Raw genomic sequence first — 18,931 nt, 5'->3', positions numbered from 1 at the left:
CTTCAGCGTCCGATCATTCCTTGTCTCCAGTAGTACCCGGCGCCGCGTTCGTTGTCGTTCCCGCCGCCGGTGAAAGGGGTTCTAGGCAAACTCACCAACACCCGCAACCCAATTCGACACCAAATTCACAAAAATCTCAAAAACCAACGCAACACCATGATAACGCACGCATATTATCGCACAAAACCCCACACACGATCGTTCAGCCTCGCTCAGACACAACCAAAAATCAGAATCAAACGGGGAATCGCACAGGCTCACACCGATCCGCCTAGAATCCCGTCCAATATGGCGCTGCGTGATCACTTGAAGCCGTATGCCGCGTTGAGAACCTCGCTAGGCACCTCAACCAACTCCACCCCACAGACCAAAGCCGTGGGGCATGATGTTCAATCCGAGTATTCGTCGGCGCGCCGTCCCGCGTGCCGACGGGTAGCTATGTTTACAGTCCGTTCAGGACCTGCTTGCCAATCACGCGGCCGCTTTCCTGACGGGTATGTGCTGTGCGCAAGCTCTCCACCGTCAATGCACCCAAACGCTCCGTCACGGTTGAGGTTAGCGTACCCTCATCAATCATCCCCGACACACGGTTCAGCAAATCACGCTGGGCATCCATATCCGCCGTGCCGAACATCGAGCGGGTAAACATGAATTCCCAACTGATCGTAATCGCCTTCGGCTTTGCCGGCGCGATATCCAGATTTTGCGGATCGTCGATCAGGGTGATGTGGCCACGGGGTGCGATCAGCTCCAGAATCTCGGCGTAATGCTGATCCGTCGCCGTCAGCGAGGCAACATAGCGCGGCGTCAGACCCAAGGCAGCAACCTGCGCGGCCAAAGGCTGCCGGTGATCGATGACATGGTCGGCGCCCATCTTCTTGACCCAGTCGCGGGTTTCATCGCGAGATGCCGTGGCGATCACGGTCAGGCCGGTCAGTTTTTTCGCCAACTGGATCAGGATCGAGCCGACACCGCCCGCGCCACCGATAACCAGCAGCGCGTCACCTGCGCCGCCGCCCTCAACCACGCGGAAGCTGTCGAACAGCAATTCCCATGCAGTGATCGAGGTTAGCGGCATGCCGGCCGCCTCGTCAAAATCCAGCGATGTCGGCTTGCGGCCCACGATACGCTCATCAACAACGTGCAGTTCGCTATTCGTGCCGGGGCGAGTAACGTCGCCGGCATAAAACACCTCGTCCCCGACGGCATATCCGGTCACCTCTGCGCCGATGGCGGTCACCACACCCGCAGCGTCATAGCCCAGCACCTTGTGCCCCTGCTCTGGCGATGCGCGCTCACGTACCTTCACATCCACCGGATTGACCGAGATGCCGCGCACCGCAACCAACAGGTCACGCGCGCCGATTTCGGGCTGCTCCGCATCAAAGGCAACCAGTGCATCAACCGGACCTGCGGCTGTATATCCAAGGGCTTTCATATCTCGTCTCCACATCGAGTTCAGTGTCTGCGCTTTGAATTACACCGGATATGGGATATAAAAACGGCCTGAAATGGAGTTCAGAATTCGGGTATAGGATATAATATGGATATGGATACCCTGCGCCTGTTCGTATTGGCCGCAGAGCTGTTGAATATCAGCGCAGCAGGGCGGCAGTTAAACCTCGCCCCCGCCGTGGCCAGTGCGCGCTTGGCCAAGCTGGAAAAAACCGTTGGCGCCCAGTTGATGCATCGCACCACCCGCAAGGTCTCCCTGTCGCTGGAGGGTGCCGAGTTCCTGCCCTATGCGCGTCAGATTTTGGCCCAACAGGAAACCGCGCTGGCCGTTCTGGGCAGTGGCGGGGCGGTTGCCACCGGCACATTGCGGTTTGCCGCGCCGTCCAGCTTTGCCCAGCGTCACATCATGCCGCTGCTGCCGGAATTTACTGCCCGCTATCCTGAGCTGACGCTGGACCTGCGGCTATCCGATACCCGTTTTGACCTGATCGAAGGCAGCTTCGATCTGGCCCTGCGCAGTGCGCCCCTGACCGATAGCTCGTTAAAGGGGCGCAAGGTTGCGGATGACATGCGCATTCTGTGTGCCTCCCCCAACTATCTGCGCCAAAACGGCACCCCGGCCACGCCCGGGGATTTGCAGCACCACCGCTTCATCGCCTTTCGCGATCTGGCTCCGCGCCAGATGATCAATGAGACCGGCGAAACCTTCATGCTGCAACCACAACACATGTCATGCCGTCTGGTGATGGATGATGGCGTATCGCAGCGGGTCGCCACCGTGGCCGGTGCCGGCCTGTCGATCAATTCACTATGGATCGTGCATGATGAGTTGCGCAGCGGGCAGTTGGTGCGGGTCCTGCCGCAATACCGGCTGAACGACCGCGCCGTGCTGTGGCTGGTTTATCCTCGGTCCAATGTGCTGACAGCCAAGGTGCGCATCTTCATGGATTTCTTGCTGGAGAAAATCGGCAGGAACCCCGAATGGGCCGTGGCTCCTGCCGTGGCGGATGTTAGTCCGCGACCGTAATTCCAATCTTACCCACATAGGTTTTTTGCAGGAATGCCTGCTGTGCGACCCGCAAATCGCGCAATGGATAGGTGGCTGCCAGAACGCTGCGCAGCTCCCCCGCCTCGATATACCGGATCAGGTCGGTAAACACGTTGTCAGGCTGGTGCGTACTACCGATCAGGGTCAGATCGCGCAGATACAGCGTGCGCAGGTCCAGCTCCACAATCGGCCCCGCAATCGCGCCCGAGGTCACATAGCGCCCGCCATTGCGCAGGCTGTCTGTCACAGCAGCCCATTGCGGCCCGCCCACCAGATCCAGCACCACGTCAAAGGCACCTGCGGGCAGTTCCGCATCACGATCCAGAGTCTCATCCGCGCCAAGTGCCAGCAAATCCTGCGCCTTACTGGCGCTGGTCAGGGCGGTCACATGGGCGCCACGCCGCTTTGCCAACTGGATCGCGGCAGAGCCAACACCGCCGGATGCGCCAGTGATCAACACCCGCTCCGCGCCCAGATTGGCACGCTGAATCATCCCCTCCGCGGTGGAGAAGGCACAGGGGAACGCGGCCAGCTCAACATCGCTCATGGGTGAGGTAACGGCCACTGCGTCCTTTGATTGCGCCGTTGTATACTCCGCAAAGCCACCATCCCGCTCGGACCCAAAGGTCGCCAGCGCCATCGCGTCCGTTGCATCGGCTGGCCGGTGCATACTGCGAACAAGGATACGCTGCCCGATCCGCGCCGCATCCACACCCTCACCCACCGCGACAATCACGCCGCAGCAATCTGCGCCCTGAATACGGGGGAAGCTCAACGCGCCATCCCAGCCGCCATCGTCATCACTAGCCCCGTCATACCCCCCGACGGAGCCTGAGGCCGTATCCCCGCGCACGCTCTTGGAATACCAGCCAGTGCGTGTGTTCACATCGGTATTGTTCAGAGCCGCCGCACCAACACGGATCAGAACCTCCCCCGCGATCGGGGTGGGAACGGGCAAATCCTCGCGCCATTCCAGCTTGTCCAATCCGCCATGCCCGGTCAGCACAACGCCCTTCATCACTGTGGGAAGTGTCATATCGGTCTCCATCTACAGGTAGAACATTCACTCTACTTGCGTAGGTAGAGGGATCACTCTACATCGTCAACTATGAACGAAACCATGACAAAAATCGCCGCCGGTCTGGAAAAGGCCTTTGCCGCCCGTGGCTTTGCCGAACCCAGTGTTGAGGATTTGCGCAATGCCGCAGGGGTCAGCCTGCGCACGCTGTATAAATACACGCCGTCGCGCGATCAGATGGTGCATGTCGCACTGAACCATCGGCACCTGCGCTATCTGGACCATATCTTCACGGATTTACCGACGGATCACGCCGCGGCGCTGAACGCGATAATGGATCGGGTGGGCACCTGGATGCAGCACGAGGCATCCCATGGCTGCCTGTTCCACGCCGCGGTCGCCGCCGCGCCGGACGATGCCGACCTGCGCACCTTGCTAGAACAGCATAAATCACAGGTGGCAGATCGCGCCGTCAACGCCACCGGCCTGCACGGCACGCAGGTGGATATCCTGCTGATCCTTGAGGGCCTGACGCAAAGCTGGCCCCTGTATCGCGATGCCGCTGTAACCAGTGCAAAGCGGTTGGGCGCATTGCTACAAAACAACAGCTAGCCCCAAACGAAAACGGCCGCGCCCACTGGGGGCACGGCCGTAAAATTCTGATCGCGGCGAAGATTAGTTCTTCGCGTAATATTCCACGACGAGGTTTGGTTCCATCTGAACCGCGTAAGGTACGTCGCCCAGCGAAGGCTTGCGTACGAACACAGTCGTCAGCTTGGAGTTGTCGCAGTCCAGATACTCAGGGGTGTCACGCTCGGACGAACCCATTGCTTCCATGACCAGCGCCATTTGACGGGACTTTTCACGGATCTGGATGATGTCACCCTCTTTCACGCGGTAGGAAGGAATGTTTACCTTCTTGCCGTTAACCGTGACGTGGCCGTGGTTTACGAACTGACGTGCAGCGAAGACAGTTGGAACCCACTTTGCGCGGTATACAACTGCGTCCAAACGGCTTTCCAGCAAACCGATGAGGTTTTCACCGGTGTCACCGCGCAAACGCTCAGCCTCTGCGTAGATGCGACGGAACTGCTTTTCAGTCAGATCGCCGTAATAGCCTTTCAACTTCTGCTTTGCGCGCAGCTGAAGGCCGAAATCGGAGAGCTTACCCTTACGACGCTGGCCGTGCTGGCCGGGGCCGTACTCGCGGCGGTTCACCGGGGACTTGGCGCGACCCCAGATGTTTTCGCCCATGCGGCGGTCGAGCTTATACTTGGCAGATGTGCGCTTGGTCACGATCTGGATCCTTTCTGTTGCGCGGATGCGCGTTGTGAAAGGTGCTTTCCTCTCCCAATCCTCTCTCGAGAACGGGGCGACAGGGTTCCCCTTGCAGGGACCACAAACACCAAGGCCCGAACGGCATTCGCCAATTCGGGATGGGCGGGTTATACGGACCCAAACGGGGGAGTCAACACGGACCGGCCTATAGGTTGCGCCAAATACTCACCTGACCGGCCCCGACCCTGCGTCGGGACAAGTGGATATTTGGAGAATGCGATGCTCAGCTATCAACATGCCTATCACGCGGGCGGCCCTGCGGATGTGCACAAACATATCGCACTGGCCCGCATTTTACGCGCCCTCACCGCGAAACCACGCGGTCTGACCTATATGGAAACCCATTCGGGGCGCGGCCTATATAATCTCAACAGCGTCGAAAGCCTGAAAACCGGTGAAGCAGCCGAGGGCATCGCCATTGCCGATCTGGGGGATGAGCCCTTTGCCGAAACCCTGTCGCTGGTGCGTGATCTGAACGGGCCAAATGCCTATCCCGGCTCACCATGGCTGGCCGCATCCATGCTGCGAGAGCAGGATTCGATGCACCTGATGGAACTGCACCCCGCCGAACATGCCGGATTATGCGAGGTTTTGCCCGGTGCAGATATCCATCGCCGCGACGGGTATGAGGGCGTCACCGCCCTGTCGCCCCCCGACCCCCGCGCCGGATTGCTGCTGGTCGATCCGTCCTATGAGGTGAAAACCGAATATGCACAGGCCGGCGCGTTTGTACGCAACCTGATGCGCACCGAATGGCCCGAGGCCTGCGCGCTGGTCTGGTATCCGATTCTGCGCGCCGGTCGCCACGCAGAATTGTTGGCCGAAATGGCTCCGCTTTCCCCTGTGGTGCATGAGGTGCGATTCGACCTCAAGGGCGGCACGGGCATGCTCGGTTCTGGCCTTGCGGCGGTAAACCTGCCGCGCGGGGTCGAACTGGGCTAGGGCTATTGCCCCGTGCGGCCGGGCATCGGGCGGGATACGGGTGCGCGAATATGGTCCAGAACGCGCCCCGGCCCCTGCGCAAACATCCGCGCCAGCGGTCCGCCGCGCAGGCGGGCCTTTGCCTTTTCAATCTGCATGACATTGGCGATGCGCCGGTCCAGAAATTCGCGCGTATCCTCATGATCGGCTGAGGTATCGCCCAGCCAATATAGCATCGTCGCCGAATAAACCGCCGATAGCGTCGCCCGCTTTGTGTACCAGTTATAATCCGTGGAGCTGTCGCCCAACCCGTTCCAGATCGTATCAGCGGTGTTCCAGATGGCGCTGGCCCCCTCGGATACATGGGTGGGCAGGGCAAACAAAGTCGCGCCGCGCCGCACGGCCTCCTTCTCCATCGCGACCAGTTCCAGACGATGCCAGACAGCTTGGGTGATTTTGGCGGTCATCCCGCCCTCAACCGTTGGCAACCATTCGGAGAGTTTCCGATCGCCGCGATAGTGGAATGCCAACGCCAGATCGACACCCCCGCGGGGGAACAGGGCGTGGGCCAATGCGGCCTCCACCCCCGAATCATCAATGGCGCGCAGCAATGTTTCCTGTGACCAGCCGTCAAATGCGACATGTATCAGGGCCGCGTCCAGCACAGCATTGCGTGCAATATCGTGCCAATCATCTACAGTATCAGTCATATCAACCTCACTCCCACGACCCAAGGGTAGACAAGTCGCCGCTCCACGTCTATCTAGCGCTTTCCTGCAATTCCGCAAATTTACTAGGAAGGTGGTGACTACAAGTGCAGGTACAGGTTCGCGACAACAACGTCGATCAGGCCCTCCGCGCCCTGAAGAAAAAACTTCAGCGTGAAGGTGTGTTTCGGGAAATGAAGCTTCGGCAGCATTACGAAAAGCCCTCGATCAAGCGAGCACGTGAGAAGGCTGAGGCCGTCCGCCGTGCGCGCAAGCTCGCTCGCAAGAAATTGCAGCGCGAAGGCATGCTCTGATACGATGAAAGCAACCGGTCGGTGCCACCCGACTGTTGTCATTCAGGCCCTCGCACCTCACGGTGCGGGGGCTTTTTTCTTGGGAGTTAGCATGCACACCGACGGCACACGGATTTATGCAATTGGCGACATCCACGGGATGATCGACAACCTACGCGAGGTACATGACTGGATCGCCCGCGATCGCGCCGAACATGCAGGGCGTGATGTGCGGATCATCCATCTGGGCGATTACACTGATCGCGGGCCCGACAGCCGCGGCGTGATTGATTTCCTGATCTCGGGCGATAATCCCGAATGGGTCAACCTGATGGGCAACCATGACCGGATGTTCGCGCGCTATGTCACGCATCCCGACTGGCAGGACCCGAAACTGTACCGTGACAAGGGCTACCACTACCTGCATCCGCGCATCGGGGGTAAAGAAACGCTGGCCAGCTATGGCGTGACGATGCCCAAACACGATCTGGGCCTGGATCAGGCCGCCGATTTCCACGACCACGCCGCACAGGCCGTGCCCCGTGCCCATACCGATTTTATCGAGGGGTTACGCCTGCATCACCAGATCGGGGACTATCACTTTGTCCACGCCGGCATTGACCCGACCCGCGCGCCGGATCAGCAGGATATCGTCGATCTGTTGTGGAAGCGTGAGGGCTGGCTGGACTGGACCGGCACCCTGCCCTTTACCATCGTGCATGGACATACAGTGGTCGAGCAGCCGGAACATCATGGCCACCGCATCGGAATCGACACGGGAGCCGTATTTGGTGGATCGCTGACATGCCTCGTGCTGGATGGGGACGAGGCGGGAATCCTGACCGGACATAACGTCCGGCCATTACTGCCGCGCAGCTAGATCAGGTGCGGAAAATCGCCAGAAACACCAGAACCGCGATGCATGCGATGCTCAGGCGCACACCAAACTTGATGAACCCCTCATAGGTTTGCTCCTGCACGGTGGTGTCCATCGTGCCATGCTCGTGTGCGTCGTGATGATCGGCCATGTGTAATTCCCTTCGGATGCTGTGAGTTTCATACACCAAGATTTGTGGCGTGCAAGTCAGCCCTTACGCTCCAATTCCGCCGCCAAACGGAATCCGATGCGTTGGGCGGGGGTTTTCAGCCGTGGCGCGGCGGTCAGCATGACGCTCAACTGACTGACATGCTGGATCAACTGGCGTTTGCTGCCCGCCGCGTCCGAGCCGTAAAACGTAATGATATCTGGCGCGAAATAGCCCATGCCCTGAATGGTCAACGTGCCGCTTTCCGATCCGACAAATCCCATGCCGACCTCATGCTCGGCATCCAGACCTTCCTCGAATTTCTGGATGTAGTTGATGATCCGCTCATAGGCCCATTGCGCAGGGGATTTACCGGCATCACCCTTGAGTGTTTCGGGGCGCTCGGCTTCCTCGGCTGCGGGCAGGTCGTCCACACGGAATCCGTGGGCCAAAACCGCGTTTTCCGCGGCCTCTGCGCTAGTGCTTACTTTGCCGTCCATATCCATGCTCCATCCGGTCCAAGGTCGCGCGTTACCAAACCTTCATGCCAGACATGGTTGAGATGGGCCACCGTCTCGGCCAAGGCCAGACCATAGGTCGCATCGTCGATCTGACGTTTGAACAGGATCGGAAAGCAATCGGGCGCACGGCGCGGCTCCGCCAGAAAGGCCAGCAAGCGCGGCAGTGCCTTACGATGATTTTCGATCAACTGGCGCAGGCGGATCGGAACACCGGTAAAGGGCAGTTTATGCCCTGGCAGGGCCAGATGCCGATCGGTTGCCAGCTCAAACAGGCGGGTGCAACTCTCGATCCATTCGCCCAACGGATCCGCCTCCGGCTCCGTCGCGTAAACGCCGATATTGGACGAAATGCCCGGAATGATCTGATCGCCCGCCAGGATCAGATCGCCCGACCACAGGGTTGCATGCTCCGGCGCGTGACCATGGCCGATATGCACGTCCCAATCGCGCCCGCCGATCCGAATGGAATCACCCTGCTGAATGCGGGTAAATCCAACGGGCATGGGGTGAACAACGTCCGCGAAATTAAACGGCCGATCCGTACGCCGTTTATCAAGGCGTGCCGCGTCCATCCCCGCCAGTTGATAGAACTCAACCGATTGCGGCGTCGCCTGCTTTTGCACGTCCAGCGTCAACATCCGCGCAAACATCCACGCGGTGCGCGTTGTGACCAGCTCCGCCCCTTGCTGCTGGAACCAGCCGACCAAGCCCACATGATCGGGGTGATGATGGGTCAGCAATACCCGCCGCACCGGTTTGCCGGCCAGCGGACCGTCCAGCAGGCTTTGCCAGACATCGCGGGTCATCTGCGTATCAACGCCGGTATCCACAACCGTCCAACCATCCCCGTCGTCCAAGATGTAGACATTCACATGGTTCAGAACCATCGGCAGGGGAATACGCGCCCACAGGATACCCTCCGCGATTTCCGCGACCTCACCCTGATCAGGCGGTTCGACATGGGGGAAACGGATTATGGCTGGAATATCCTCAGGCATCGGATTTTGCTTTCTCAATACGAACCAGCAGCGCGGCCAGAACCTCATCCAACGTCTCGGCATCACCAACGGCGCTGACCGGAATACCGATCGTTTCATTCGTGGCAGTGATGCGTAAAGTCGTGTTGTTTTTCAGAGATAGAATATGCGCGTCGGTGATGTCGGCATAGGGCATGGTCACGATACGCCCGCTCAACGCATTGGGCGGCGCGCTGATCGCATCCACACCAAAAATGATGGCACGGGCCGATCCGCGCTCTCGCAGATAGGCCCAGCCGGTAAAACATGCCATTGGCACGATCAGCAGCCCCATAAAGGGAACAAAGGCGCTGGCATCTGTATCCCCCTCAAACGGGACAAACGCCAGAATCGCCGTCATCACGACCATAACACCCGTTAAAATCAGGATCAGCATCCAGACTTCGGAACGATAGGGATAGCGCTGCTCGACCATGTTTCCTCCTCAGGAGGCGAGTGCCTCCGCATCCAAAGCGTATAGCGGCGCCGCGCCCTGAACAACCGCAGCGCAATGCGCGGTGGCCTGTGGCATCAGTTGCAGGATGTGGAATTGCGCCAGCGCCAAGCGGCTCTCATCCGCCATCGCACCGCGCAGCAGGTAATGCCCGCCCAGAACCAGCGCAAAGGCCCGCAGGAACGGAACGGAACCCGCAAAGCGGTCATTCACTTCCGCGCCCAGTAACCAATCCAGCGTCGCAGCCAGCGTTTCACCGGCATCCTGCAATGCGTCGGCCAATGCGGGATGTGCCGCCTGTGCTGCCTTGGCCGTGGCTTCAATCTCACCCAGCAGAGCCTCGGCCGCGATGCCGCCATCCATCAGCTTGCGCCCGACCAGATCCATTGCCTGAATGCCGTTTGTGCCCTCGTAAATACGGGTCACGCGCACATCGCGGGCATATTGGGCCGCGCCGGTTTCCTCGACAAAGCCCATGCCGCCATGGACCTGAATGCCCAGATCGGCAACTTCGGAACCGGTATCGGTTCCAAATGCCTTGGCAATCGGGGTAAGGAACGCGCCGCGCGCCTTCCACTTTGCCGCCTCATCCCCGCTGGTCGCCCGCGCCATATCCAGACTGAAGGCCGTGTCCAGACAGATCGCGCGCGAAACCCCGATCAGCGCCTTCATCTGCATCAGCATCCGGCGCACATCGGCATGGTCCAGAATGGTGTTGGTATCCGCAACCATGGTACGGCCCTGAACGCGGTCAGTGGCAAAGGCCAATGCCTGCTGATACGCACTCTCAGCAATACCCAGCCCCTGTGTACCCACACCCAGACGTGCATTGTTCATCATGGTGAACATCGCCGCCATTCCTGCATGTTCCGCCCCGATCAGCCAGCCGGTCGCGCCGTCAAATTCCATGATCGCGGTGGGCGATCCATGCAGGCCCAGCTTATGCTCCAAACTGATTGGCTTCAGCGTATTGGCCACGCCGGGATTGCCATTTTCATCAGGCAGGAATTTCGGAACGAGGAACAGGCTGATCCCCTTGGTCCCCGCAACACCGTCAGGCAAGCGCGCCAGCACCAGATGGCAGATATTCTCCGCCACGTCGTGATCGCCCCAAGAGATAAAGATCTTCTGGCCCGATACCTTATAGCTACCATCGCCCTGCGGCTCCGCCTTGGACCGCAACGCGCCCACATCTGAACCGGCCTGTGGCTCGGTCAGGTTCATGGTGCCGGTCCATTCGCCAGAAATCAGCTTGGGCAAATACAGCGCCTTGATCGCGTCGCTTGCGTGATGCTCCAACGCCTCGATCTGGCCCTGCGTCATCAGCGGGTTCAGCGCCAGCGACAAACAGGCGGAGTTCATCATTTCCCCCACTGCCGTGGTCAGCGTCATTGGCAGGCCCATCCCGCCAAATTCAGGGTCAGCGTTCATGCCGACCCAACCACCCTCGGCAATCGCCTTATACGCATCGCCAAAACCGGGGGACACGCGCACAACTCCGTTTTCCAGAACCGCCGGTGTCAGATCACCGTTACGGTTGACCGGCGCGAGGATATTGGCGGCCAGCTTACCTGCCTCCAGCAGGATTGCCTCGGTCGTGTCGGCTGTCGCATCGGCAAACAGCTCGGTCCGGGCGAGGCGATCCGCCCCGATGACCTTTTCCAGCGTGAATTGCATGTCGCGGATTGGGGGTGCATACGTCATGGGTGCAGTCCATCTATATCAGAGTTGACCAAACGCTATGCAAAGCACCGATGGCGAACAAGTAAGACGCGGCGACACTTTTTTCCGCCAAACCCGACAATTAACCGCAGATGTTGCGGGAATTGACGCTGCGGCAACCCTATTGCTGCGCGGCGAATGCGTCGCCTTCCCGACCGAGACGGTTTACGGCCTAGGGGCCGATGCCACAAATGGTCATGCAGTTGCAGGCGTTTACACGGCCAAGGGGCGCCCCAGCTTCAATCCTTTGATCGCCCATGTGGCCGATATTTCCATGGCCGAACGCTTGGTCACGATGAATGCGCAGGCACGGGTTCTGGCCGAAAAATTCTGGCCCGGTCCGCTGACATTAGTTTTGCCGCGCATCGGTGAAATCTCGGATCTGGTGACTGCGGGGCTGGATACGCTGGCCGTGCGCGTGCCTGCACATCCCGTCGCGCAGGCCATTTTGCGCGCCATGGATCGCCCTGTTGCCGCGCCCAGCGCCAATCCATCAGGCCGGATCAGCCCCACCAGCGCGGCCCACGTGACAGACGGCTTGGACGGCCGGATCGCGGCGGTTCTGGATGGCGGCGATTGCGCGGTCGGGCTGGAATCCACGATCCTAGGTTGGGATGGCGATACGCCCGTTCTGCTGCGCCCCGGCGGCTTGGCTGTGGAGGAGATCGAGGCCGCATTGGCCCGCCCCGTAACCCTGCATCAGGGCAGTGACATCACCGCACCGGGCCAGCTCACCTCGCATTACGCCCCACAGGGGGCGCTGCGCCTGAACGTGACGGACCCAGCTGAGGGTGAGCTGCTGCTACGCTTTGCCGACGGCCCGTCGGAATGGTCGCTATCCCCCACCGGTGATTTGACAGAAGCAGCGGCGAACCTGTTTTCCCTGCTGCGCCGCGCCGATGCGACGGCCCCGCGCATTGCCGTCGCCCCGATCCCGATGCACGGGCTGGGCAGCGCGATAAATGACCGCCTGCAACGCGCCGCCGCGCCGCGGGATTGAACGCTCCGCACGCATCCACTAGATACGGCACAGCACGGGACGACCCGCAGCTTTCATTTTCGACCGGGACGACCCGGCCCCTATAGGAGGGCCGTTTCATGCCCTGGTTTTACCTCATCCTCGCCGGTCTGCTGGAAGTCGTCTGGGCGTCTTTCATGAAAAAGTCCGACGGCTTCACCCTGCTGGTGCCGAGCATAATTACGCTCACCACAATGGCGGCCAGCTTTACCCTGCTGACACTGGCGATGCGCGCGCTGCCCCTTGGCACGGCCTATACCGTCTGGACGGGCATCGGGGCGATCGGCACGTTCACCGTTGGCGTGGTGTTGTTTGGAGAGGCGGTAACACCGCTGCGCCTAATAGCAGCGGTACTGATCCTATCGGGTATCGTGCTGATGAAGCTGGCTAGCGCCTAGGCCACCCCAACCTGTGTGCGTATCGTAATGACACGCTGCGCCACCTCATGCGGCACCTCGACCCCCGGCAAATGACCAACGGCGGAAATGACATAAAGCGTCGATCCCGCAATCAGACCTGAAAGGGTGCGTACCAACGCGGGCGGGGTGGCGTTGTCCTCCTCACCCGCGACACAGATCGTCGGCACGGTGATACCCGTCGCGCCTTGGGTAAAATCAGCGTCCCGAATGGCGGCGCTGACGGCGGCGTAGCCCGGCGCAGGGGTGCGCACCAACATGTTGCGATAGCCGGCCATCTCCACCGCGCGCTGTGCGTGGAAATCAGGCGAGAACCAGCGCTGCATCACCGCATCGCCCATCGGCTCCAACCCGCCGGTCATCGTTGCCTCGATCCGGTCGTTCCAAATCTCATCCGTGCCGATGGTCGCACCGGTGCAGCACAGAACCAGCCCTGCCACCAGATCGGGCCGAGTGATGGCCAAACCCTGCGCGATCATTCCGCCAACGGAAACACCACAAATCACCGCTGGCCCGATATTCAACTGATCCATCAGCGCCGCCGCATCCGCGACCAAGCGGTCCATGTCCAAGGGGGCCAAGCCGCTCAACCCGTGCCCCTGCTTGTCCATCCGCAGGATCGGCGCATCGCCAATTTGTGCAACAACCCCGTCCCAAATCCGAAAATCCGTACCTAGCGAATTCAGGAACACCACCGGCATTCCACTGCCCGCGCGCCAGTCATAATGGATCGCAACGCCGTTAATTTCGGTAAAGGTCATGGCTCAAATCTCCTGCTATCGGTTTATTCCCGCAATAGAACCGCAGCCGGGCCTGACACTCAACGTCCCCGTGCCATCTGCACCGCGAAAATACCGGCCATGATAATCATGACGCCGATCACATCGCGCAGGCCCAGCGCCTCGCCCAGTACAACACTGGCAATCGCCACGCCCAAAAACGGGTTAAGGAAATGGAACGTCGCCGCCCGCGTGGCCCCGATACGTTTTACCAGCTCGAACCAGATGATTGTCGCCAACAGGCCCGGAACCAGCGTGGTATAGGTCCACGCCGCGATTAACTGCCATTGCCAGTCCACGACCCAAACCTCGGTCGCCAGGCTCAACGGAAACAGAACTGAGGACCCGACCAGCATCTGCAATCCAACCACCATGATGATATTATCGCCCGAGGACGCCCCCTGCACCAGCAGCGTCGCCATGGTCAGTGCCAGCACGGCCCCCACGATAATCAAAACACCGCCCAGATCGGCACCGCCACTGATCCGCGTACCCATAATCAGCACCACACCGGCCAAACCCGCAAACAGGCCCAACATCGCGATCCAGCCCAACCGCTCACCGCGCAGCCCGTTTATGCCGGCCACCAACAGCGGCAGCAAACTGGCAATGATGACCGCCAAGGATGCATCAATCACCTGCGCGGCAAAGAAGTTACCACCCAGATACATCACGTTTTGCAGGACCCCGAACAACACGACAGCGATCCATTGCTTGCGCGTTAAATGCGCCCGCTGGCCCAGCGCCCATGCAATGCCCACCGCCAACAGGCCGGAAACCAGAAATCGCACGCTCAAAATGGCAAAGGGCGGGGCGTACACCACCGCAATCTTGGCCGAGGTAAAGGCAGAGGACCAGATCAGCGCGAAGCTGACGCCCATCAGAATAGCGCGAAAATCCATGACCCACCCTTTGCGTATAGGAAAGCCTCGCCTAACACGGATAGAATAGGCCCGTCGCGGCCAAAGATGTGAGGGGCACAATGCACGTTTCCGACGCACTATCCAAACGCCGGTCCACCCGCGCCTTTCTGGATACGCCCATCGAAACCGCCCGCCTAACGCGGCTGATCGCGCAGGCATCGCGGGCACCATCGGGCGGCAATCTACAGCCATGGCATGTGCACCTGCTGAACGGTGCGGCCATGACGCGGTTCCACGCCACCATGGCCCCCCGACTGGATGCAGGGCAAACCGATCCGCTGGAATACCCGATCTATCCGCCCTCGTTGAGTGAGCCCTACCGCACGCGCCGCTTTGCTGTGGGGGAACAGATGTATGCGCGTCTGGGCATCCCACGCACGGATAAAGCCAAGCGGCTGGAGTGGTTTCACCGCAATTGGCGGTTTTTCGACGCGCCCGCCGGTCTGTTCCTGTTTACCGACCGCATGATGGGCGCGGCGCAATGGTCCGACCTTGGCGGATTTTTGCAAACGCTGATGCTGTTGCTGGTTGAGGACGGCCTCGCCTCGTGCCCGCAGGAGGCATGGGCCATGCATCACACAGCCGTCACCGACTTTTGCGATACCCCGCCTGACCTAATGTTGTTCTGCGGGCTGGCGATTGGCATCCCCGATCCGGCCCACCCCCTCGCCACGTTCGAGACCGAACGTGCGCCCCAAACCGAATGGCTGACCTTGCATGAGTAACACCCCCAGCGCCGTCATCTTTGATATTGGCAATGTCCTGATCCAATGGCGGCCCGAACGTCTATACGCACAAATCATGCCCGCAGAGGAAATGGACCGCTTCTTCGCCGCCGTTGATCCGCATGAAATGAACGACCAGATTGATCGCGGCGCACCGTTCCGCGAAACGATCTATGCCCACGCGGAAAAATTCCCCGAATGGGCCAACATGATCCGCCTGTGGCATGATCGCTGGATCGAAATGGCCAGCCCCGTGATTGACGACAGCGTTGAAATGCTGCGCACCCTGCGTGCGAACGGCGTGCCCTGCTATGCGCTCAGCAATTTCGGCGTGGAAAGCTTCGCCTATGCCGAAACCTGCTATCCGTTCCTGACCGAATTCGACCGGCGCTATATTTCGGGCCACATGCGCACCGCCAAACCCGATGCGGAAATCTATCAGATGGTCGAGGCCGATTGCGGTTTCAGCGGCCCTCAATTGCTGTTTATCGACGATAAACCCGAAAATACCGCCGCTGCCGCACAACATGGCTGGCAAACCCATATTTTTACGCAACCGGCGGGCCTGCGCACGGTTCTGACCGATCTGGACCTACCTGTTCCGTAACGGCCCTATTGCGCGGGGGCGATATTGCTACTAAGCCCCCGCAATCCCCCATGTCGGAGGGAGAGGTCTTCCGCGACCCTCTATAAAAAACGGAAAGGATATCCCATGTCCCGTGGATTTATTATCGGTGTTGCCGCGATGGCCGCCGTTGTTGTTGCCTCCAATATTCTTGTCCAACACCTGCTGGGTAGTTGGCTGACTTGGGGCGCGTTTACCTATCCGGTGGCGTTTCTGGTCACCGATCTGACCAACCGCTTTCTGGGCCGCGATACCGCGCGCCGCGTTGTGCTGACCGGTTTTGCGGTTGGCGTCGCATGCTCGCTGATCGGCAGCCAGATTCAGGGTGAGTTCGGCCCGCTGGTCACGCTGCGCGTCGCGCTGGGTTCCGGCATCGCGTTCCTGACGGCGCAATTGGTGGATGTTGCGATCTTTAACCGGCTGCGGGCGCGGGAATGGTGGCGTGCGCCGCTGGCCTCGTCGCTGGTCGGGTCTGCGCTGGATACAACGCTGTTTTTCGGCATCGCGTTTTCGGCCGCCTTTGTGTTTCTGGACCCTGCGCAGCCAAATGGCTGGGCCCGCGATATCGTGCCATTGCTGGGTGTTGGCCCTGAATTGCCACTGTGGATCAGCCTTGCCGTTGCGGACTTTGGCGTGAAAATCGGGCTGGGCCTGCTGGCGCTGATTCCGTTCCGTGCCGCACTGCGTCAAGTCGAGGCTTGATTTATCCACTAGATGTGGCACCCTCCTAGGTGAACGTAACAACTGAAAGGAGGTGACCTGATGTCTAGTGGGATGCAGGAGCATGTGGTCGGGTTCAAGCGCGAGGTACGTGGCTGACGGGGCAACCCCCGACAGCTTTCCTTTCGCTCAGGTCAGTGACCTCCGGTCATTCGCCCCAGCTCACGAAATTTAATACGGAAAGGGGCCGCAGATGTGGCCCCTTTCTCATTGTGGAAAATACGATGATCGTCATCACGGATAACATCACCCTACAGGATTGGGAGCTGACAGAGCAGTTCGTCCGATCCTCCGGCCCCGGCGGGCAAAACGTCAACAAGGTTTCGACGGCCGTGGAACTGCGCTTCGAGGCAGAGCGTTCCCCTAATTTGCCCGGTGATGTAAAGGCACGCCTGCGCCGCATCGCCGGCCGCAAATGGACCAAGGAGGGCGCGCTGATCATCACCTCCGAGAAACACCGCTCGCAGTTAATGAATCGTGAAGATGCAGAACAAAAGCTGATCGACATGATCCGCGCCGCCCTGCACCGCCCCAAACGGCGCATCCCCACCAAACCGACCCGCGCCAGTCAGCGCCGCCGGATCGAGGCGAAAAAGGCCACCGGTCAGAAAAAAGCCCTGCGCGGCTCCGTCGATCCTGACTGAAAATGGCAATTGTGATCCCTGACCGGTTCGAAACCGCACGCCTGACTGCCCATCACTGGTTGCCAGACCTGACAGACCCTGGGCGCCGCACTGCGCTGGAACAGGTACTGGCCACAATCCTGACCCCCGCCGTATTGCAACACCTGCCACCTCCCCTGCATTTGGGCGCAGAGAACAACGCAATCGCAAACTGGATTACCGCGCGGGCCAGCAAGGCGGACGTGATGCTGATCACACCGACAGGATCGAACACGCCGATTGGCCTAATGCTTCACGCGCTGAACGCGGAACAGTGCACGATGTATATCGGCTATCTGTTCGCGCAAACCGCATGGGGACAGGGCTACGCGACCGAGCTGGTTTCCGGCCTGATCGCCACATTGCACCAGCACCCGAAACTGCGCCTGATCGGTGGCGTCAGCCGCGATAATCCCGCATCGGCGCGCGTCTTGAAAAAGGTCGGATTTACCGCTAGCGCCGCGCTGTCCACACCCGATGTCGATATGTACACGCGAACAATCGCGCCACAGGCTTAGCGCAACCGCAACGCCATCGGCACCAGGGCGGTCAGCACGAATAGCCGCAAAACATGATGCGCGGCGACAAAGGCAGGGTCCGCATCCAGCACAACCGCCATGGCGGCCATCGTCTCCACCCCACCGGGGGCAAAGGCGATCAGCACCTGCATCACCGGCAATCCTGTCAGCTTGGCAACGCCCAGCGCCCCAATCATCGCAATCGCCACCGACAGGCTGGTCAACACGACCGACGCGCCCAGCGCCCCGCGCAATACCTTTAGGTTGGCACCGTCAAAGCGGGTGCCGATCAACGTGCCCATAATCGCAAAACCCGGGATTGTCAGCCAATCGGGCGCACCGCCATGGATCACGCCGGCCCCGTGCCCGATCGAGGACACAAACATCCCGCCTAGCAACAGTGCCGCCGGCACCCCAAACCGCGCAAGGATCAGGCCCGCCACAGCCGAGGCCGCAAGACACAGCGCCAGCGGCAGAAACTCCAATGGCGGCACCGGCGCAGCAGGCGCACCCACCTGCCCGCCCAACACCACAACGATGGGAACCAGCAACGTCAACGCCAGCAATCGCAGGCTTTGCACCACGGTCACAAAGCCGATATCGGCCCGCATCTCGACGCCCAGCCCCAGAACATAACTCAGATGCCCGGGTGAGGCCGCCAGAACCGAGGTCCGCCAATCCTTGCCAAACAGCCACGCAATCGCCGCCGCGCCGGCGACCAAAATCACACCAACCACAACCACCAACAAGGCAACACTGGCCGGCCATGTTCGCACCGCCTCCAGCGTTTCGGGCGTCACGCCGGATCCCATGCCAATGCCGATGATGATGAACGCACTGTCGCGCAGCGGAACCGGCATATGCATGCGCTGCCCCGCAACAGCGGCAATCGTGACGGCAATGGCCGGCCCCATCAGCATCGGCGCGGGCAAACCGATCAGCCATGCCAGTGCGCCACCAACCGCCCCGATCATCAGGGCTCGTATTGTTCGTACTGCCTCGTCACGCATAGTCCACTCCTACCTTA

Annotated in this window: 24 protein-coding genes; 12 read left to right on the top strand and 12 right to left on the bottom strand. The window is 60.3% G+C overall.

Features of this window, described 5'->3' with window-relative positions:
* Positions 1-442: 442 nt before the first annotated feature.
* The gene (locus tag CR254_RS05865; protein ID WP_097928837.1) at positions 443-1,438 is read right to left on the bottom strand and encodes a zinc-binding alcohol dehydrogenase family protein; all 996 of its coding nucleotides are present in this window, start codon (positions 1,436-1,438) and stop codon (positions 443-445) included.
* 105 nt (positions 1,439-1,543) lie between these two features.
* On the opposite strand from CR254_RS05865, the gene CR254_RS05860 reads away from it, so the two are divergent.
* Positions 1,544-2,482, top strand: coding sequence for a LysR family transcriptional regulator (locus tag CR254_RS05860; protein ID WP_097928836.1), 939 nt, complete (start codon positions 1,544-1,546; stop codon positions 2,480-2,482).
* Here CR254_RS05860 and CR254_RS05855 read toward each other — a convergent pair.
* Positions 2,466-3,539, bottom strand: coding sequence for an alcohol dehydrogenase family protein (locus CR254_RS05855; RefSeq protein WP_097928835.1), 1,074 nt, complete (start codon positions 3,537-3,539; stop codon positions 2,466-2,468). The two genes, CR254_RS05860 and CR254_RS05855, sit on opposite strands and share 17 nt — an antisense overlap.
* A gap of 84 nt (positions 3,540-3,623) precedes the next feature.
* Here CR254_RS05855 and CR254_RS05850 point away from each other — a divergent pair, with 84 nt between their 5' ends.
* Positions 3,624-4,133, top strand: a complete 510-nt coding sequence (locus CR254_RS05850; protein WP_245851404.1) for a TetR/AcrR family transcriptional regulator — start codon at positions 3,624-3,626, stop codon at positions 4,131-4,133.
* 63 nt (positions 4,134-4,196) lie between these two features.
* Here the strand turns inward: CR254_RS05850 and rpsD are convergent, their stop codons facing one another.
* A complete protein-coding gene (rpsD, locus tag CR254_RS05845) occupies positions 4,197-4,817 on the bottom strand; it encodes a 30S ribosomal protein S4 (protein WP_097928833.1) in 621 nt (206 codons plus the stop codon).
* Between the two features lie 261 nt (positions 4,818-5,078).
* Here rpsD and rlmJ point away from each other — a divergent pair, with 261 nt between their 5' ends.
* Positions 5,079-5,801, top strand: a complete 723-nt coding sequence (rlmJ, locus tag CR254_RS05840) for a 23S rRNA (adenine(2030)-N(6))-methyltransferase RlmJ (protein ID WP_097928832.1) — start codon at positions 5,079-5,081, stop codon at positions 5,799-5,801.
* Positions 5,802-5,803: 2 nt separating this feature from the next.
* Here rlmJ and CR254_RS05835 read toward each other — a convergent pair whose 3' ends face one another.
* Positions 5,804-6,490, bottom strand: a complete 687-nt coding sequence (locus CR254_RS05835; RefSeq protein ID WP_097928831.1) for a COQ9 family protein — start codon at positions 6,488-6,490, stop codon at positions 5,804-5,806.
* A gap of 104 nt (positions 6,491-6,594) precedes the next feature.
* Between CR254_RS05835 and rpsU the strand changes: the two genes are divergently transcribed.
* Together rpsU and CR254_RS05825 are read left to right on the top strand one after the other, a co-directional pair.
* On the top strand, positions 6,595-6,801 hold the full coding sequence (rpsU, locus tag CR254_RS05830; protein ID WP_097928830.1) for a 30S ribosomal protein S21: 207 nt from the start codon (positions 6,595-6,597) through the stop codon (positions 6,799-6,801).
* 91 nt (positions 6,802-6,892) lie between these two features.
* Positions 6,893-7,660, top strand: a complete 768-nt coding sequence (locus tag CR254_RS05825) for a metallophosphoesterase (RefSeq protein WP_097928829.1) — start codon at positions 6,893-6,895, stop codon at positions 7,658-7,660.
* Position 7,661: 1 nt separating this feature from the next.
* Here CR254_RS05825 and CR254_RS05820 read toward each other — a convergent pair whose 3' ends face one another.
* From CR254_RS05820 to CR254_RS05800, 5 genes are read right to left on the bottom strand one after another with little or no spacing between them, the layout of a single operon-like run.
* Positions 7,662-7,808 carry an aa3-type cytochrome c oxidase subunit IV gene (locus tag CR254_RS05820; protein WP_097928828.1) on the bottom strand — a complete coding sequence of 49 codons (147 nt, stop codon included), beginning with the start codon at positions 7,806-7,808 and terminating at the stop codon, positions 7,662-7,664.
* A 56-nt stretch (positions 7,809-7,864) separates the two neighbouring features.
* A complete protein-coding gene (locus CR254_RS05815; RefSeq protein WP_097928827.1) occupies positions 7,865-8,305 on the bottom strand; it encodes a DUF6173 family protein in 441 nt (146 codons plus the stop codon).
* Positions 8,290-9,324 carry an MBL fold metallo-hydrolase gene (locus CR254_RS05810; RefSeq protein ID WP_097928826.1) on the bottom strand — a complete coding sequence of 345 codons (1,035 nt, stop codon included), beginning with the start codon at positions 9,322-9,324 and terminating at the stop codon, positions 8,290-8,292. Before CR254_RS05810 ends, CR254_RS05815 begins: the two co-directional genes overlap by 16 nt.
* Positions 9,317-9,778 carry a hypothetical protein gene (locus CR254_RS05805; RefSeq protein ID WP_097928825.1) on the bottom strand — a complete coding sequence of 154 codons (462 nt, stop codon included), beginning with the start codon at positions 9,776-9,778 and terminating at the stop codon, positions 9,317-9,319. Before CR254_RS05805 ends, CR254_RS05810 begins: the two co-directional genes overlap by 8 nt.
* A 9-nt stretch (positions 9,779-9,787) precedes the next feature.
* Complete coding sequence (locus CR254_RS05800) at positions 9,788-11,500, bottom strand: acyl-CoA dehydrogenase (RefSeq protein ID WP_097928824.1); 1,713 nt, start codon at positions 11,498-11,500, stop codon at positions 9,788-9,790.
* 37 nt (positions 11,501-11,537) lie between these two features.
* Here CR254_RS05800 and CR254_RS05795 point away from each other — a divergent pair, with 37 nt between their 5' ends.
* Together CR254_RS05795 and CR254_RS05790 are read left to right on the top strand one after the other, a co-directional pair.
* Positions 11,538-12,518, top strand: coding sequence for an L-threonylcarbamoyladenylate synthase (locus tag CR254_RS05795; protein ID WP_097928823.1), 981 nt, complete (start codon positions 11,538-11,540; stop codon positions 12,516-12,518).
* 98 nt (positions 12,519-12,616) lie between these two features.
* The gene (locus CR254_RS05790) at positions 12,617-12,934 is read left to right on the top strand and encodes a DMT family transporter (RefSeq protein ID WP_097928822.1); all 318 of its coding nucleotides are present in this window, start codon (positions 12,617-12,619) and stop codon (positions 12,932-12,934) included.
* On the opposite strand, the gene pcaD is transcribed toward CR254_RS05790, so the two are convergent.
* A complete protein-coding gene (gene pcaD, locus CR254_RS05785) occupies positions 12,931-13,713 on the bottom strand; it encodes a 3-oxoadipate enol-lactonase (protein WP_097928821.1) in 783 nt (260 codons plus the stop codon). The genes CR254_RS05790 and pcaD overlap by 4 nt on opposite strands.
* 59 nt (positions 13,714-13,772) lie before the next feature.
* Positions 13,773-14,633 (bottom strand): DMT family transporter, encoded by an 861-nt coding sequence (locus CR254_RS05780; protein WP_097928820.1) that lies wholly within the window; start codon positions 14,631-14,633, stop codon positions 13,773-13,775.
* 80 nt (positions 14,634-14,713) lie between these two features.
* Here CR254_RS05780 and CR254_RS05775 point away from each other — a divergent pair, with 80 nt between their 5' ends.
* From CR254_RS05775 to CR254_RS05755, 5 genes are all read left to right on the top strand, one after another.
* Positions 14,714-15,379, top strand: coding sequence for a nitroreductase (locus CR254_RS05775; protein ID WP_097928819.1), 666 nt, complete (start codon positions 14,714-14,716; stop codon positions 15,377-15,379).
* The gene (locus tag CR254_RS05770) at positions 15,372-15,986 is read left to right on the top strand and encodes an HAD family hydrolase (RefSeq protein ID WP_097928818.1); all 615 of its coding nucleotides are present in this window, start codon (positions 15,372-15,374) and stop codon (positions 15,984-15,986) included. The genes CR254_RS05775 and CR254_RS05770 overlap by 8 nt, the downstream gene beginning before the upstream one ends.
* Positions 15,987-16,091: 105 nt before the next feature.
* Positions 16,092-16,706, top strand: coding sequence for a queuosine precursor transporter (locus CR254_RS05765; protein WP_097928817.1), 615 nt, complete (start codon positions 16,092-16,094; stop codon positions 16,704-16,706).
* 242 nt (positions 16,707-16,948) lie between these two features.
* The gene (gene arfB / locus CR254_RS05760; protein WP_097928816.1) at positions 16,949-17,368 is read left to right on the top strand and encodes an alternative ribosome rescue aminoacyl-tRNA hydrolase ArfB; all 420 of its coding nucleotides are present in this window, start codon (positions 16,949-16,951) and stop codon (positions 17,366-17,368) included.
* A 2-nt stretch (positions 17,369-17,370) separates the two neighbouring features.
* On the top strand, positions 17,371-17,904 hold the full coding sequence (locus CR254_RS05755) for a GNAT family N-acetyltransferase (RefSeq protein WP_097928815.1): 534 nt from the start codon (positions 17,371-17,373) through the stop codon (positions 17,902-17,904).
* Here CR254_RS05755 and CR254_RS05750 read toward each other — a convergent pair.
* Positions 17,901-18,914, bottom strand: coding sequence for an AbrB family transcriptional regulator (locus CR254_RS05750; RefSeq protein WP_097928814.1), 1,014 nt, complete (start codon positions 18,912-18,914; stop codon positions 17,901-17,903). The two genes, CR254_RS05755 and CR254_RS05750, sit on opposite strands and share 4 nt — an antisense overlap.
* Positions 18,915-18,931 lie beyond the last annotated feature (17 nt).

The sequence above is a fragment of the Pontivivens marinum genome (genome assembly GCF_900231835.1).
Lineage (GTDB): Bacteria > Pseudomonadota > Alphaproteobacteria > Rhodobacterales > Rhodobacteraceae > Pontivivens > Pontivivens marinum.
The sequence above is the reverse complement of the archived record's forward strand: the minus strand, read 5'-3'. Positions and strand labels throughout refer to the sequence as shown.

Excerpts from the sequence above, each read along its gene's own strand:
- CR254_RS05865 (WP_097928837.1), bottom strand. The coding sequence starts at position 1,438 with ATGAAAGCCCTTGGATATACAGCCGCAGGTCCGGTTGATGCACTGGTT.
- CR254_RS05860 (WP_097928836.1), top strand. The coding sequence starts at position 1,544 with ATGGATATGGATACCCTGCGCCTGTTCGTATTGGCCGCAGAGCTGTTG.
- CR254_RS05855 (WP_097928835.1), bottom strand. The coding sequence starts at position 3,539 with ATGACACTTCCCACAGTGATGAAGGGCGTTGTGCTGACCGGGCATGGC.
- CR254_RS05850 (WP_245851404.1), top strand. The coding sequence starts at position 3,624 with ATGACAAAAATCGCCGCCGGTCTGGAAAAGGCCTTTGCCGCCCGTGGC.
- rlmJ (WP_097928832.1), top strand. The coding sequence starts at position 5,079 with ATGCTCAGCTATCAACATGCCTATCACGCGGGCGGCCCTGCGGATGTG.
- CR254_RS05835 (WP_097928831.1), bottom strand. The coding sequence starts at position 6,490 with ATGACTGATACTGTAGATGATTGGCACGATATTGCACGCAATGCTGTG.
- CR254_RS05825 (WP_097928829.1), top strand. The coding sequence starts at position 6,893 with ATGCACACCGACGGCACACGGATTTATGCAATTGGCGACATCCACGGG.
- CR254_RS05820 (WP_097928828.1), bottom strand. The coding sequence starts at position 7,808 with ATGGCCGATCATCACGACGCACACGAGCATGGCACGATGGACACCACC.
- CR254_RS05815 (WP_097928827.1), bottom strand. The coding sequence starts at position 8,305 with ATGGACGGCAAAGTAAGCACTAGCGCAGAGGCCGCGGAAAACGCGGTT.
- CR254_RS05810 (WP_097928826.1), bottom strand. The coding sequence starts at position 9,324 with ATGCCTGAGGATATTCCAGCCATAATCCGTTTCCCCCATGTCGAACCG.
- CR254_RS05805 (WP_097928825.1), bottom strand. The coding sequence starts at position 9,778 with ATGGTCGAGCAGCGCTATCCCTATCGTTCCGAAGTCTGGATGCTGATC.
- CR254_RS05800 (WP_097928824.1), bottom strand. The coding sequence starts at position 11,500 with ATGACGTATGCACCCCCAATCCGCGACATGCAATTCACGCTGGAAAAG.
- CR254_RS05795 (WP_097928823.1), top strand. The coding sequence starts at position 11,538 with ATGCAAAGCACCGATGGCGAACAAGTAAGACGCGGCGACACTTTTTTC.
- CR254_RS05790 (WP_097928822.1), top strand. The coding sequence starts at position 12,617 with ATGCCCTGGTTTTACCTCATCCTCGCCGGTCTGCTGGAAGTCGTCTGG.
- pcaD (WP_097928821.1), bottom strand. The coding sequence starts at position 13,713 with ATGACCTTTACCGAAATTAACGGCGTTGCGATCCATTATGACTGGCGC.
- CR254_RS05780 (WP_097928820.1), bottom strand. The coding sequence starts at position 14,633 with ATGGATTTTCGCGCTATTCTGATGGGCGTCAGCTTCGCGCTGATCTGG.
- CR254_RS05775 (WP_097928819.1), top strand. The coding sequence starts at position 14,714 with ATGCACGTTTCCGACGCACTATCCAAACGCCGGTCCACCCGCGCCTTT.
- CR254_RS05770 (WP_097928818.1), top strand. The coding sequence starts at position 15,372 with ATGAGTAACACCCCCAGCGCCGTCATCTTTGATATTGGCAATGTCCTG.
- CR254_RS05765 (WP_097928817.1), top strand. The coding sequence starts at position 16,092 with ATGTCCCGTGGATTTATTATCGGTGTTGCCGCGATGGCCGCCGTTGTT.
- arfB (WP_097928816.1), top strand. The coding sequence starts at position 16,949 with ATGATCGTCATCACGGATAACATCACCCTACAGGATTGGGAGCTGACA.
- CR254_RS05755 (WP_097928815.1), top strand. The coding sequence starts at position 17,371 with ATGGCAATTGTGATCCCTGACCGGTTCGAAACCGCACGCCTGACTGCC.
- CR254_RS05750 (WP_097928814.1), bottom strand. The coding sequence starts at position 18,914 with ATGCGTGACGAGGCAGTACGAACAATACGAGCCCTGATGATCGGGGCG.